The following is a 13,902-nucleotide window of genomic DNA, read 5'->3' on the forward strand; positions in this document are numbered from 1 at the left end:
ATCTGTCGTCACGGATGAAAATGTCGGATGAGCGCTAATGCTAATCCGACCTACTTAAAGATTTCATTTTCAGTTTTTATCCGAGCGGCACCAACAACACATCAACCTGACTCGATGCCACTACAGCCTTCGCGGAGCAAATTATCTTGCTGAAAAAGCTTTGGTTATGGTTGCCGCAAATCACTAAATCCACCGAACCTTTATTACATATCGCCAGAATATGCTCACTTAATTCACCGGTTGTAATAACTGTTTCGACAATTGGATAATTGGCCTTCGCAATCAGCTCATCAATAAAAAGCTGAGTCTCTTCAAGCATTAATTCCCGTAGGTTCTCCATCATCGGTGCGGCAAATTGATTATAAAGTTCAGGATCTGATGCGAGTGAAATCAGAGTGATTTTTGCATTCGCTGGTCGGGCGATTGAAACGGCCTTTTCCACCAGTAACTGGCTTTCCGGACTGACGGCGACAGCAACCAATATATGTTGGTAACTCATTACAACCTCCTGTTGCCTGATAATCAGACGCTTAACATTTTTCCTACAACAATCTCCCGAAGAGCGCAAGGATAGTAACCGTAGAAAATGTGAGCCTGCTCATGAAAAAAGATTAATAACGCTAATGTAATGAACTTGTAACGGAATTGAGATGCAGACAACGCTTAAATTTCCATCAAACTTTCGTATTATTTTAATAAGATTTAATCGCTGACTGTGTTAAGTAAGAATTTATTCTTTTCCATCAACAAAAGGTAATTTTACAAGGTGTTATGTACTGAAAAAGGCGAGCAATTCAGTGTATTTGATGGTGGCAATAAAAATGCGATATAAATCACATAGCTAAGTGAGCTTATGGAAGCGATATTGATAGCAGGTCATGAGATTGTTAGTCAGAAGAAAAGGTTTTACCAGATAAACGTAACGGACATTCCGATTTTGGTTATAAAGCACTCAATTGAAAAGTCTTACTGATGTTTTAATGGGATGTATAAAGTAAATATATGTGATCTCCGTCACATAAATCCCAAAATTCAACGGCTACCGCATTGTATGTCTACAGGGCTACGAGTAGAGTTTGCCCGGAATTAAGAAAAATCTTAATTTCACCATAAGAATTTACTCTCGGATAAGAACGCACCAACAAGGAAGTCTCCACCGCATTTTTGTGTCGGTGGATTCAGTGCGTGTTATCAGTCAATTGATATTGGCTTTTTGCTTGTTTTAATTTTAACCGGAATTTTCCGGCGACTCACGGGGTGCGGCATCGCCGCATGTATAAAAGTTAGTTTTTCAGGATGATCCAAATGCATACATCCGAGTTGTTAAAACATATCTACGATATTAATTTATCGTACTTACTGCTTGCTCAACGCCTTATTAGCAGTGATAAAGCTTCAGCAATGTTTCGTCTGGGCGTGACTGAAGATATGGCCAATTCCCTGAGCGAATTAACCTTGCCACAAATGGTAAAATTAGCGGAAACGAATCAATTGATTTGTCAGTTCCGCTTTAATGATGAGCAAACAATTACCCGTCTAACACAAGACTCTCGTGTGGATGATTTACAGCAAATTCATACTGGCATTTTGTTATCCACCCGCTTATTAAATGAGGTGTCCGCGACAGACGAGGCACCGCGCAAAAAAAGGGCATAACAAAATGAGCGAGAAAAGTATTGTTCAGGAAGCCCGTGATATTCAACTCGCGATGGAGTTAATCACGCTGGGTGCAAGATTGCAGATGCTTGAAAGTGAAACACAATTAAGCCGCGGCAGACTGATCAAACTGTATAAAGAGCTACGTGGTAGCCCGCCGCCAAAAGGAATGCTGCCTTTTTCTACCGATTGGTTTATGACGTGGGAGCAAAATATTCACGCTTCTATGTTTTGCAACGCCTGGCAGTTCTTACTACGCACGGGTTTATGTACCGGTGTTGACGCGGTCATCAAGGCTTATCGTTTATACCTTGAACAGTGCCCTGCACAAGAGGGCGGCCCGCTGCTGGCGCTGACTCGCGCCTGGACGCTAGTGCGGTTTGTCGAAAGCAACATGCTGGAACTGAGCCGTTGCAACTGCTGCGACGGTAACTTTATTACACACGCACACCAACCCGCAGGCAGCTTTGCTTGCAGTTTGTGCCAGCCTCCATCAAGAGCGGTAAAAAGACGTAAACTTTCTACGAATACTGCCGATATTATTCCACAACTGCTGGATGAACAGGTCAAACAGGCCGTTTAACAGTTCGGTGTGGTAAACACTCCAGCAGCGATAAGCCATTATCGCTGCTTTTTTTTGCCCCGCATCTGACTGTTTTCCCCTTTGATTTGTGATTCCTCGTCACATTTAACAGCAGAAGGATGTACTCGTGCTGATTGTAATAGGTTATCTGGTCGTAATTGCGACAGTATTCGGCGGCTATATGATGACCGGGGGTCATCTTGGCGCACTCTATCAACCAGCTGAATTTGTCATCATCGGCGGAGCGGGGATCGGGGCCTTTATCGTGGGTAATAACGGTAAAGCCATAAAGGCGACGATAAAAGCGTTGCCTTTACTGTTTCGCCGCTCGAAATACACCAAAAGCATGTATATGGATTTGATGGCGCTGCTTTATCGCTTGATGGCGAAGTCGCGCCAACAAGGGATGTTTTCGCTTGAGCGTGACATTGAAAATCCAAAAGAGAGTGAAATCTTTGCCAGCTATCCGCGTATTTTAGCCGACACTCTGATGCTCGAATTTATTATTGATTACCTGCGCTTAATCATTAGCGGGAATATGAATTCGTTCGAAATTGAAGCGCTGATGGATGAAGAAATTGAAACCCACGAAAGTGAGGCGGAAATACCGGCTAATAGCCTGGCCATAATGGGAGATTCACTTCCGGCATTCGGTATTGTCGCGGCGGTAATGGGCGTGGTACACGCGCTGGCATCCGCTGACAGACCCGCTGCTGAACTCGGATCTTTGATTGCGCACGCGATGGTCGGCACATTCCTCGGTATTTTGCTGGCATACGGGTTTATTTCCCCGCTGGCGACCGTTTTACGCCAGAAAAGCGCGGAAACCACCAAGATGATGCAGTGCGTAAAAGTGACGCTGCTCTCGAGCCTTAATGGTTATGCTCCGCCAATTGCCGTCGAATTTGGCCGTAAAACGTTGTATTCCAGCGAACGTCCATCGTTTATCGAACTGGAAGAACACGTTCGTGCCGTTCGCTCGCCGAATGCGCAACAGCGCGCCACGGAAGAAGAAGTATGAAGCACAACGCGCGCCCCATTGTTGTCGTAAAACGCCGCAAGCATAAGGGCCACGGCGGCGGCGCGCACGGCTCGTGGAAAATTGCTTATGCCGACTTCATGACCGCAATGATGGCCTTTTTTCTGGTGATGTGGCTGATTTCCATCTCCAGCCCTAAAGAATTGGCGCAAATTGCCGACTACTTCCGTACACCACTTTCCGCCGCGATTACCGGCGGTCAGCGAATTGCGGATAGCTCCAGCCCCATTCCTGGTGGCGGTGATGATGTCACCCAGCAGCAGGGCGAAGTGAAACGACAGCCGAACATTGAAGATCTCAGAAAAAAGATGGAAACCAGTCGTCTTAAACGTCTGGGCGACAAGTTAGATCAGCTCATTGATGCCGATCCTAAATTGCGCGCGCTCCGTCCGCATCTGCAAATCGATCTGGTGCAAGAAGGGCTGCGAATACAAATCATCGACAGCCAGAACCGCCCGATGTTTAAAAACGGCAGCGCAGAAGTGGAACCTTACATGCGCGATATTTTGCGCAGTATTGCGCCGTTACTAAATGATTTTCCGAACAAAATTAGCTTATCAGGCCACACCGATGATTTGCCTTACGCCATGGGTGAGCGCGGATACAGCAACTGGGAACTTTCCGCTGACCGGGCGAATGCCTCGCGGCGCGAATTGATGTCGGGCGGGCTTATCGACGGCAAAGTGCTGCGCGTTGTGGGTATGTCCTCAACGATGCGCCTGTCCAATCGCGGGCCGGGTGACGCCATCAACCGTCGCATTAGTTTGCTGGTACTGAACAAACAAGCTGAAGAGGCCATCGTGCACGAAAACGCAGAAAGCGATAACCGGCCTCTCAGCATTCTCCAACAACCTGCCGCCGTGGAACCGGCGCAGAACACATTACCGCCACAATCCGGTACGAGGTGATAGCGTGAGTATGGATATCAGCGATTTTTACCAGACATTTTTTGACGAGGCCGACGAGCTGCTGGCCGATATGGAACAGCACCTGCTGAATCTGCTGCCAGAAGCGCCGGACTCAGAACTGCTGAACGCCATTTTTCGCGCCGCGCACTCGATTAAAGGGGGCGCGGGGACGTTTGGCTTCTCCGTTTTGCAGGAAACCACGCATTTAATGGAAAACCTGCTCGACGACGCACGGCGTGGAGAGATGCAACTCAGCACCGATATCATCAACCTGTTTTTGGAAACCAAAGATATTATGCAGGAACAGTTGGACGCGTATAAAAACTCACAGGAACCGGATGCTGAGAGTTTCGATTATATCTGCAAAGCGTTACGCCAACTGGCTCTGGAAGCCAAAGGTGAAACGCCTGCGCCGCCTGCAAAACTGACGGTCGTAGAGAAAGATACTCTTGAAGCGCCGCCTGCAAGTGATGGGAAACTGCGTATTGCCATTACGGGGCTGAAAGCGAGCGAACTCGATTTGCTGCTCGAAGAGCTGGGTAATCTTGGCACATTAAGCGATGTGGAAAAGGGGGCAAATTCTGTCACCGCCACCATGGAAACCACCGTCAGTGCTGACGACATTAGCGCGGTGCTCTGCTTTGTTATCGAGCCTGAGCAAATTGAGTTTCTGCCGCTGCCCGCTGCGTCTGCCGTTGAAGACATTGACGTCATTGAAGAACCGGTGGCGTTAGCCGTTAACGCGCCTCAACCGGTGGCAATGCCTGCTGCACCTCGTGTTGAACGTGAACCGAAACCTACGCGTGTTAACGAGTCGAGCAGTATTCGTGTGGCGGTCGAAAAGGTTGATCAGCTGATAAACCTGGTGGGCGAACTGGTGATTACCCAGTCGATGTTGGCTCAACGTTCTAACGAACTTGACCCGGTTGAACACGGCGAATTGATAACCAGTATGGGTCAGTTACAACGTAACGCCCGTGATTTGCAAGAGTCAGTCATGTCTATCCGTATGATGCCAATGGAATATGTCTTCAGCCGCTTCCCGCGTCTGGTGCGTGATTTGGCCGGAAAACTGGATAAACAAGTGGAGTTGACCCTGCAAGGTAGCTCCACAGAACTGGATAAAAGTTTAATCGAACGCATTATCGACCCGTTGACTCACCTGGTGCGTAACAGCCTGGATCACGGTATCGAAACGCCTGAAAAACGCCTCGCCGCTGGGAAATCGGCGGTCGGCAATTTGATTCTTTCCGCTGAACACCAGGGCGGGAACATCTGCATTGAAGTGTCCGACGACGGTGCTGGCCTTAACCGCGAACGTATCCTTGCCAAAGCGCTGTCGCAAGGCATGCCAGTGCATGAAAACATGTCTGACGACGAAGTGGGCATGCTGATTTTCGCCCCTGGATTCTCGACGGCAGAGCAGGTGACGGACGTGTCCGGGCGCGGCGTGGGTATGGATGTGGTGAAGCGTAACATCCAGGAAATGGGGGGCCACGTTGAGATCAAATCTCAGGCGAATGTCGGCACCACTATCCGCATTATGCTGCCGCTCACCCTTGCGATCCTCGACGGCATGTCAGTCAAAGTGTGCGATGAAGTGTTCATTTTGCCGCTCAATGCGGTAATGGAATCGCTGCAACCTAAAGAAGATGATTTGCACCCATTGGCGGGTGGTGAACGCGTGCTGGAAGTGCGCGGTGAATACCTGCCGCTGGTTGAATTGTGGAAAGTGTTCGATGTAAGCGGCGCAAAAACCGAAGCCACGCAGGGCATTGTGGTGATCCTGCAAAGCGCCGGACGCCGTTATGCGCTGCTGGTTGATCAACTCATTGGTCAGCATCAGGTGGTGGTGAAAAACCTTGAAAGCAACTATCGCAAAGTACCGGGTATTTCTGCCGCAACCATTCTTGGTGATGGCAGCGTGGCGCTGATTGTTGATGTTTCCGCGCTGCAAGGTTTGAATCGTGAACAACGTATGGCAGGCCACGCCGCCTGATCCCGGGTACTGAGGAAGGATAAGAAAATGACTGGATTGACCAATGTAACAAAACTGACCGGGGAAACGGTAGGGCAAGAATTCCTCGTCTTTACGCTCGGCGACGAAGAGTACGGCATCGACATTTTGAAAGTGCAGGAAATTCGTGGCTATGACCAGGTGACTCGCATCGCCAACACGCCTGCGTTTATCAAAGGGGTGACCAACCTGCGCGGTGTGATTGTCCCGATTCTCGACCTGCGCATTAAGTTTGAGCAGGATGGCGTGGAATACAACGACAACACGGTCGTGATTGTGCTGAATTTAGGGCAACGCGTGGTGGGGATTGTGGTGGATGGCGTATCCGACGTGCTGTCGCTGACCGCAGAACAAATCCGCCCGGCACCGGAGTTTTCCGTGACGCTGTCTACGGAATATCTCACCGGTCTTGGCGCGCTGGGCGAGCGAATGCTGATTCTGGTGAATATTGAGAAACTGCTCAATAGCGAAGAGATGGCGCTGGTGGATAGCGCGGCACGCGTGGCGTAGAAAACGAATATTAAGTAGGTCGGAAAAGCTTTGGTAGGGTGGATAAGCTATTAGCGTCATCCACCGTGTCCACCGATTTTGTCCGATGGCGCTGCGCTTATCCGACCTACGAAAGAAAAGGCTTAAGCTTCGATCTCTTCGCCAATCTCAGTTGGCTCTTCCATCTCACCTTCATTCTTCGACAGCATCGCCGTCGCAACACCATTCCCCAGCACGTTAATCGCTGAACGACCCATGTCGAGGAAGTGGTCGATACCCATCAGCAGCAAAATACCGGCTACCGGAATATTGAAGCTTGGAATCGTCGCCGCCAGCACCACCAGTGCGGAGCGTGGCACGCCTGCAATCCCTTTAGAGGCCAGCATCAGCGTCAGCATCAACACCACAATCTCAGAGAAGGTCAGGTGGATGTTGTAAGCCTGGGCGATAAACATCGAGGCGAAAGAGCAGTACACCATCGAACCGACCAGGTTGAACGAATAACCAATCGGCAGCACGAAAGACGCGATGTTGCGCGAGCAACCAAAGCGGGTCAGTTGGTCGAGCGTTTTAGGGTAAGCCGCTTCAGAACTGCTGGTGGTGAACGCCACCAGAACCGGGTCTTTGAGCATGGCAATCAGGCGGAACACATCACGCTTGAGCACCATATAACCGACACCAATCAGCACCATGCAGGTCAGGATAATCGCCAGATAGTAGCCGCCAATAAACGAGGCGTAATTCAGCAAAATACCCAGGCCTTCGGTCGCAACCACCGAAGAGATAGCCGCAAAAATTGCCAGCGGTGCCACATACATCACGTAGCCCGTCACTTTCAGCATGATGTGGGAAACCACATCCAGCGCGGCAACTAATGGCGTATTAAATTTCTCACCAAGAGAAGCGCCAGCAATACCGAAGAACAGGGAGAACACCACAATTTGCAGAATTTCGTTATTCGACATTGCGCCCGCGATACTGGTGGGAATGGTATGCGAGATAAACGCTTTCAGGTTCATACCGCTCACCGCAAGGCCGGTCTGAACGTCGCCCGCAGGCACCTGAAGATTCATCCCGGCACCGGGTTGCTGGAGGGTCACGATAAACAAACCCACCAGAATCGACAGGATGGAGGAGGACACAAACCACACCATCGCTTTGCCGCCGACGCGGCCAATGGTCGAGGTTTCGCCCATCTTCATGATACCTACCGTCAGGGTGCTGAACACCAACGGAGCGATAACCATTTTGATCAGACGTAAAAAGATGTCCGTAAACAGCGTGATATTTTCGGCATAGCTTTTGATGTTTTCAGCCGCGGCGTATTCATGGATTGCCGCACCGGAGAGAATCCCGGCAAACATGAATAGAAGAATAAATAGCGTGAGTTTGTTTGAACTAGACAATTACGTAATAACCCCGTCGATTAGTAACATTTAATTAACTTATTGAGCCATATATAATTTTTATGTTTGCCCAATTTATATTCGGCCCATAAATTGAATGAAAGCGCGGAAGGATTCAACTATTTTTTACTTTTTGTCGTATTTGTTAATGCAGAATCTCTTATGTAACACTGTGACAACAATCACGAAAATAATATTAATATCTCCCTCTATCTTCCGTGACAACCCCGCCACCTGGCGATTAACCCTCTGATTAAACAGCGTAATATTTTGCAATACGACGACAGGGTGATTTGCCGTTCAGTTTCTGGTCATTTCTCAATACCTAAACTAAATTTCAATAAGTTAGCGTATGCAGCGCCCAGGCAGTCATTGGGGATTGGATGTGCAAAATGAGGGCTTAAAGATGAAAGCACACGCACTCTTAATGCTTTGTGGAAGCGGTTTACTTTGTGGCATAAGCGGGGCGCAAGCGGTGACCCGCAATGGCACAATTAATGCGACACTCACCTTAACCAACGGCTGCCTGATAAACGGGTCGCCTGCTCAAAACGGCATTAACTTCGGTACGCTGGATTTCGGTTCTCACCCGGCAACATTCTCAACCCTGACGACTGAACTGGCTGGCGCTGCGGGCGGCAACAGTTTTGGTATTCAATGCACTAACGGCGCGACTTACACCGTGCAAGTGACCGGCAGCACCAACGGCGCACCGGGCACAACAGTCGGCACGCCAGGCACGCCCGCGCGTTATCTGGTGAACACCACAGATGCAACGCAAGGTGTGGCCTACAGCATCTACAGCGACAGCGCCTTCAATAATGTAATCGCCAACAATACGGCTATTCCGAAAGCATCCACCACCGACGGCGTAGACAACTACATTGTTTACGGGCGCATACAGGGCGGGGGAGAAAGCGTTACGGTGAAACCGGGAACGTATACGGATGTGATTAACGTCAGCGTCACGTATTAATTAATCGCTTTTTATCAATATAACAGCAGGCCAATGCCCCTGCTGAGGGCCGCGCTTTGCATAAAATTCACGCCTGGCTTTTGGGGATGATGGTGGCGCTTCCGGCAAGTGCTGTCACCCAGCAATCATTCCAGGTGGGCGCGACGATAACACCGGGGTGCTCGGTTGCCAGCGGCAGTGGCGGTTTATTTGGCACGTTGAATTTCGGCAGCCATAACGGCGTGGAAAGCGGGATCGCCAGCAACGCGTTTATTCCCAACACCTCGCTGGCACTGGCCTGCACCCCCGGAGTGGTGTTAAGCATGACCATCGATGGCGGCAAACATTACACCTCGGTGCGCAATATGGTACGCACCGGCGGCAGTGAAGCGGTGCCATACCGCCTCTACACCAGCGGGGCATTAACCGCCAACACGGAAATTCTGGTGAATCAGGCAGTGGCGATAACCTACAGCAACAGTAACAACATCACTTTGCCGATTTATGGTGCGGCGCAGTTAACGGGTTTTAGCCCGGCAGGAACTTATACCGACCAACTCACCGTGACGCTGTCATGGTAAAAAAGGGAGAAAATAATGACGCCATGGCTCACGCATAAACTGTTATTCGCGGCAGGTTGTTTCGCCAGCGCTCAGGCTCTGGCTGCCGGGAATATCCTGATTTGGCCTATTGATCCCTATTTGGCTCCCGACGCCAAAGCCGCAGAATTATGGATACAAAATCAAAGTAGCGAGGCCACGACCATGCAGGTGCGAGTGGTCGGCTGGCAGCAGCAGGATGGGCATGAAAAATACCAGCCGCAACAAGATGTGGTCGCCAGCCCGCCTATTGTACAAATCGCGGGCGGGGGTAAACAGCTGATTCGCCTGATTAAACAAAATGTTGTGCCACCAAACCAGGAGCAGGCTTACCGCATTGTGGTGGATGAAATTCCCCAGCCGCGGGATAACAACAAACCGCAAATGGGTTTGAAATTGCAGATGCGTTATTCCATCCCGCTGTTTGCCTATGGTGCGGGCATGGTCACTGAAGAGGCGGCAGGCAATCACGCCAATACCGAACCGGCGAAGTTGTCGTGGCGAGTGGTTGATGAAAGCGGCAAACCGACGTTGCAAGTCACCAATCGCGGAAACGTTCATGCCCGCCTGAGTAAAGTCACTCTGCGCCAGGGCAGCCAACAACGGGTGTTAGCCGACGGACTGATGGGCTACGTGCTACCCGGTAGCCAGCGAGAATGGCCGTTACCCGCATCACTTTCACGGCCTGACCAATTGTCTGCAACGATCAACGCTCGTTCCGAACAATGGCAAACCTCTCCGGTCAATTGAGCCGATTACCGATGGCGATGCTTCTTCTGTCTTTGCCGATATGCAGCCATGCCGCGCAAGAAGACGATGCTTTGCCTCCGCCGCCGGATGCGCAGGCGCTGAACCAGACCGCTCAGTTTCATTTATCACTGGTTTTTAACCAGTGGGACAGCGGCCAGGTGGTGCCTGTGACCCAGCGTGGCGGGCAGTTTTTTGTCAGCCGGGCCGATTTACAACGCGCCGGTTTGCCGGGCGATAAATTCCGCGATGAAGAAGTGAATGTCTCGTCGCTCAAAGACGTCAAAACTGAGTACGATAGCGCCGGGCAACGGTTGCTGATGCAAGTCCCTAACGAATGGCTTCCTCGGCAGGCGATTACACTTGGCACAAATGACGCCAGCTTTAAACCTTTGAGCGGCAGCGGGGCGCTGCTCAATTACGACTTCTACACCAGCCATGCCGATAACAGCGGCGGCCAGGCTTCGCTCTGGCATGAGTTACGCCTGTTCAGCGGCAATCTCAGTCTTTCGTCTACCGGCACCGTGCGCGAGGGTTTTTCTGGTTACGACTCAGGGAACGGCGAGGGTTATATCCGTTACGACACCACGCTCACTGGCACTGACGAAGACGACATTATCAGCTGGTCGGCGGGGGATGTGGTCAGCGATTCATTAAGCTGGAGCAACAGCGTGCGCATGGCCGGCGTGTCCATTGGCCGTGATTTCTCGTTGCGCCCGGATCTCATTACCTACCCGTTGCCCGCGTTTTCCGGCGAAGCGGCGGTGCCTTCCACGGTTGATGTGTTTATCAACGGCTATCGCAGCGGCAGTACCGAGCTGCAACCTGGCCCGTTCACCCTGACGAATCTGCCCTACATCAATGGTTCAGGCGATGCGGTTCTGGTGACGACCGATGCGCTTGGCCGCCAGGTTTCGACCACGCTGCCTTTTTATGTCGCCAGTGAATTGCTCAAGCCTGGCCTGAGCGACGGGGCGTTAACCCTCGGCGCCATGCGGCGTGACTATGGCATTGATAACTTTTCCTATGGTCCTGCGGCGGCCAGCGGTTCGTACCGCTATGGTGTCAACGAATACTGGACGCTGGAAAGCCATGCCGAGGGCGCACAATCTCTTGCGCTGGGCGGCGTCGGTTCCTTGTTAAAACTTGGCCGTTTTGGGGTGATCAATGGCGCGTATTCGCGCAGCGAAATGCGTGGCGAAGGCGGGCAGCAAATTAACTGGGGTTATCAGTACAGCACCAACAGTTTTAACATCGGCACCCAGCACAGCCATCGCGAGCGTGGTTTTGGTAATCTGGCACTCTATGACTCGCCCGATATGTACGACGAAAATAATCAGCCCATCGCCAGCCTCAGTCGCAGCACCGATCAATACTCGCTCTCTTTTAACCTTGGAAGCTACGGCAACGTCGGCGCGGCGTGGATTGACGTGCGCAGTTTTGACGACGAAAAAACGCAACTGCTCAACGTGTCATGGAGCAAGAACCTGTGGGGAGACAGCAGTTTTTATCTCGCCGCCAGCCACGATCCCGCGCAAAACGGCTGGAGCGTGGCGCTTTCACTCCAGGTGCCGTTCGGCGCGTCAGACTCCGCCGCATTCAGCGTAGAAAGCACGCCGGATGCCGGGAGTTCGCAACGGGTTAACTACAACCACGCGATGCCAGTCAACGGCGGTTTTAGCTGGAATATGGCCTACGCGCACCAAAGTGATAGCGACGATTATCAGCAGGCGACGTTGGGCTGGCGCAATAATAAAGTGGAATTGCAGGGCGGTGTTTACGGGCAGCGCAAAAACTACACCCAGTGGGGAGAAATGTCCGGCTCGCTGGTGATGATGGATAACACGTTTCTGGCAGCCAACCGTATCAACGACGCCTTTATGGTAGTTAGCACCCATGGTTATCGTGATGTCACGGTGAATTTTGAAAACCAGCCGATTGGCACCACCGATGACGACGGCTATTTGTTAATTAGCGGCGTCTCCTCTTATTACCCGGCAAACTACAGCATCAACACGCTGAATCTGCCTGCCGACACGCGTATAAAAGACACCGAACGGCGCGTTGCGTTACGCCGTCACTCCGGTTATTTACTTGATTTCCCTATGGAACAACAGCGTGTGGCCAGCGTTATTCTGCAAGACAGCCAGGGGAAAGTGCTGCCGGTGGCAAGCCAGGTTTATCGCCCATTACAGTCGCCAGTTCCTGTGGGATACGACGGGATTGTGTATCTCGAAAACCTCAGCGATGTGAATCCCCTGACGGTGAGCACGCCGGACGGCAAGCGTTGTCGCGCCACGCTTAAACTTGAAAGTAACCCCGATCGCAAACTGAAAACCTACGGCCCGCTGGTGTGTGTTGAGGGAGCAAAATGAAATGGCCCGGCGCGTGGCTACTGGTGGCACTGCTGCTGGCGATCGCCATGCCTGCCTGGTCGGCCTGCACTCAAGGCTCACAACCGGCGTCGTTTGGTAGCCAGAGTTCGTTTGTGGTGAATACCACGGTGCAGAATACCAGCGCCACACTGACGCTCGATTGCGACACCGTCCTTAACCTGCTGACTTCCGACTCCATAAAACTCACTTATCTGGGGGCCACACCAGCGGTTACGGGGATCCGCGGATTGTTACGCCGCACGGATGAACCCGCTAATCCGGATAACGTCCCGGTGGTGGTTTGCGTGCAGTCGGGCTGTGCCGGAAGCAGTGAAGTGCAGGCGGGAGGAACTTACACCTGGAGCGGCAGCACGCTGCTGAATCTGCTTGCCAGCAAGCGCTATGCGTTGCCGATTTACCTGCGGACCGTCGCCGGGCAAAACGTCAGCGCCGGGCCGTATCGCGTGGTGCTCAACTTTCGCCTCGACTGGAATATTTGCAGCCTTGGCGTGGCGGTGTGTCTCGCCTACCAGACGGGAAACGGCAGCGCGGATATGACGGTGACGCTCACCGTCACCAACGATTGCAGCACCATTTCTGCCCCGGCGGTAAATTTTGACAGCGCGCCGTTGGTGCAAAACTTTAAAAGCGTTTCGCAAAGTATCGCGATTACCTGCACCAAAGGCAGCACTTACACCGTTGGCGTCAGCAATGGTTCAAATGCCAGCGGCAACCTTCGGCGTATGAAAAGCGGCAACAATTACATGAGCTATGAACTCTATAAATCTAACGGCACCGACCGCTGGGGAAGCCTCGGCACAGAACGCTGGGCGAGCGCGGCATCGTCAGGATTGAGTAGCGACGGTTTACTGCGAAACTTTAACTACGTGGCAAAAGTGCTGACCAGCCAAACAACGCCGCCCGCAGGCGCGTATACCGATACGTTGGTCGTCGATGTGGCGTTTTAAATAACGGCCAGGTGTCGGATGACGCTGCGCTTATCCGACCTACGAAAACCCAATGCCAACGGGGGTGTAGGTCGGGCAAGCGCAGCGCCCCCGACACGGAATTGCACCAAAGTTTCACGTAAAGTTCCGTCACAACATGCCGATAACACCGATAAGAAAT

At 51.6% G+C, this 13,902-nt stretch carries 13 protein-coding genes; 11 read left to right on the forward strand and 2 right to left on the reverse strand.

Annotated elements, in window-relative coordinates; translation table 11 throughout:
• Positions 1 to 76: 76 nt before the first annotated feature.
• Entirely contained in the window at positions 77 to 499 is a 423-nt protein-coding gene (gene uspC / locus M2371_RS03385) for a universal stress protein UspC (protein WP_034496083.1), read from the reverse strand.
• Between the two features lie 806 nt (positions 500 to 1,305).
• On the opposite strand from uspC, the gene flhD reads away from it, so the two are divergent.
• From flhD to cheW, 6 genes are all read left to right on the forward strand, one after another.
• Positions 1,306 to 1,656: a flagellar transcriptional regulator FlhD gene (gene flhD / locus M2371_RS03390; protein WP_197969184.1), complete on the forward strand. Its 351-nt coding sequence runs from the start codon at positions 1,306 to 1,308 to the stop codon at positions 1,654 to 1,656.
• A 4-nt stretch (positions 1,657 to 1,660) separates the two neighbouring features.
• Entirely contained in the window at positions 1,661 to 2,239 is a 579-nt protein-coding gene (flhC, locus tag M2371_RS03395) for a flagellar transcriptional regulator FlhC (protein ID WP_115628115.1), read from the forward strand.
• 127 nt (positions 2,240 to 2,366) lie between these two features.
• Positions 2,367 to 3,260: a flagellar motor stator protein MotA gene (gene motA, locus M2371_RS03400; protein WP_172893860.1), complete on the forward strand. Its 894-nt coding sequence runs from the start codon at positions 2,367 to 2,369 to the stop codon at positions 3,258 to 3,260.
• A complete protein-coding gene (gene motB, locus M2371_RS03405; RefSeq protein WP_259266889.1) occupies positions 3,257 to 4,186 on the forward strand; it encodes a flagellar motor protein MotB in 930 nt (309 codons plus the stop codon). Before motA ends, motB begins: the two co-directional genes overlap by 4 nt.
• A gap of 10 nt (positions 4,187 to 4,196) precedes the next feature.
• Positions 4,197 to 6,185 carry a chemotaxis protein CheA gene (gene cheA / locus M2371_RS03410; RefSeq protein WP_259267261.1) on the forward strand — a complete coding sequence of 663 codons (1,989 nt, stop codon included), beginning with the start codon at positions 4,197 to 4,199 and terminating at the stop codon, positions 6,183 to 6,185.
• A gap of 27 nt (positions 6,186 to 6,212) precedes the next feature.
• Complete coding sequence (gene cheW, locus M2371_RS03415; RefSeq protein ID WP_172893862.1) at positions 6,213 to 6,713, forward strand: chemotaxis protein CheW; 501 nt, start codon at positions 6,213 to 6,215, stop codon at positions 6,711 to 6,713.
• A gap of 122 nt (positions 6,714 to 6,835) precedes the next feature.
• On the opposite strand, the gene M2371_RS03420 is transcribed toward cheW, so the two are convergent.
• Complete coding sequence (locus M2371_RS03420; protein WP_259266890.1) at positions 6,836 to 8,098, reverse strand: dicarboxylate/amino acid:cation symporter; 1,263 nt, start codon at positions 8,096 to 8,098, stop codon at positions 6,836 to 6,838.
• Between the two features lie 427 nt (positions 8,099 to 8,525).
• Here M2371_RS03420 and M2371_RS03425 point away from each other — a divergent pair, with 427 nt between their 5' ends.
• The 5 genes from M2371_RS03425 to M2371_RS03445 all read left to right on the forward strand — a co-directional run bounded on the left by M2371_RS03425 (position 8,526) and on the right by M2371_RS03445 (position 13,742).
• Positions 8,526 to 9,074, forward strand: a complete 549-nt coding sequence (locus M2371_RS03425) for a spore coat U domain-containing protein (RefSeq protein ID WP_259267262.1) — start codon at positions 8,526 to 8,528, stop codon at positions 9,072 to 9,074.
• 86 nt (positions 9,075 to 9,160) lie between these two features.
• Complete coding sequence (locus M2371_RS03430; protein WP_259267263.1) at positions 9,161 to 9,634, forward strand: spore coat U domain-containing protein; 474 nt, start codon at positions 9,161 to 9,163, stop codon at positions 9,632 to 9,634.
• A 15-nt stretch (positions 9,635 to 9,649) separates the two neighbouring features.
• Positions 9,650 to 10,402 carry a molecular chaperone gene (locus M2371_RS03435; protein ID WP_259266891.1) on the forward strand — a complete coding sequence of 251 codons (753 nt, stop codon included), beginning with the start codon at positions 9,650 to 9,652 and terminating at the stop codon, positions 10,400 to 10,402.
• Entirely contained in the window at positions 10,378 to 12,774 is a 2,397-nt protein-coding gene (locus M2371_RS03440; protein ID WP_259266892.1) for a fimbria/pilus outer membrane usher protein, read from the forward strand. The genes M2371_RS03435 and M2371_RS03440 overlap by 25 nt, the downstream gene beginning before the upstream one ends.
• The gene (locus tag M2371_RS03445; RefSeq protein WP_259266893.1) at positions 12,771 to 13,742 is read left to right on the forward strand and encodes a spore coat U domain-containing protein; all 972 of its coding nucleotides are present in this window, start codon (positions 12,771 to 12,773) and stop codon (positions 13,740 to 13,742) included. The genes M2371_RS03440 and M2371_RS03445 overlap by 4 nt, the downstream gene beginning before the upstream one ends.
• The last annotated feature ends 160 nt before the right edge of the window (positions 13,743 to 13,902 follow it).

Source organism: Buttiauxella sp. BIGb0471 (assembly GCF_024807715.1).
GTDB classification, from domain to species: domain Bacteria; phylum Pseudomonadota; class Gammaproteobacteria; order Enterobacterales; family Enterobacteriaceae; genus Buttiauxella; species Buttiauxella agrestis.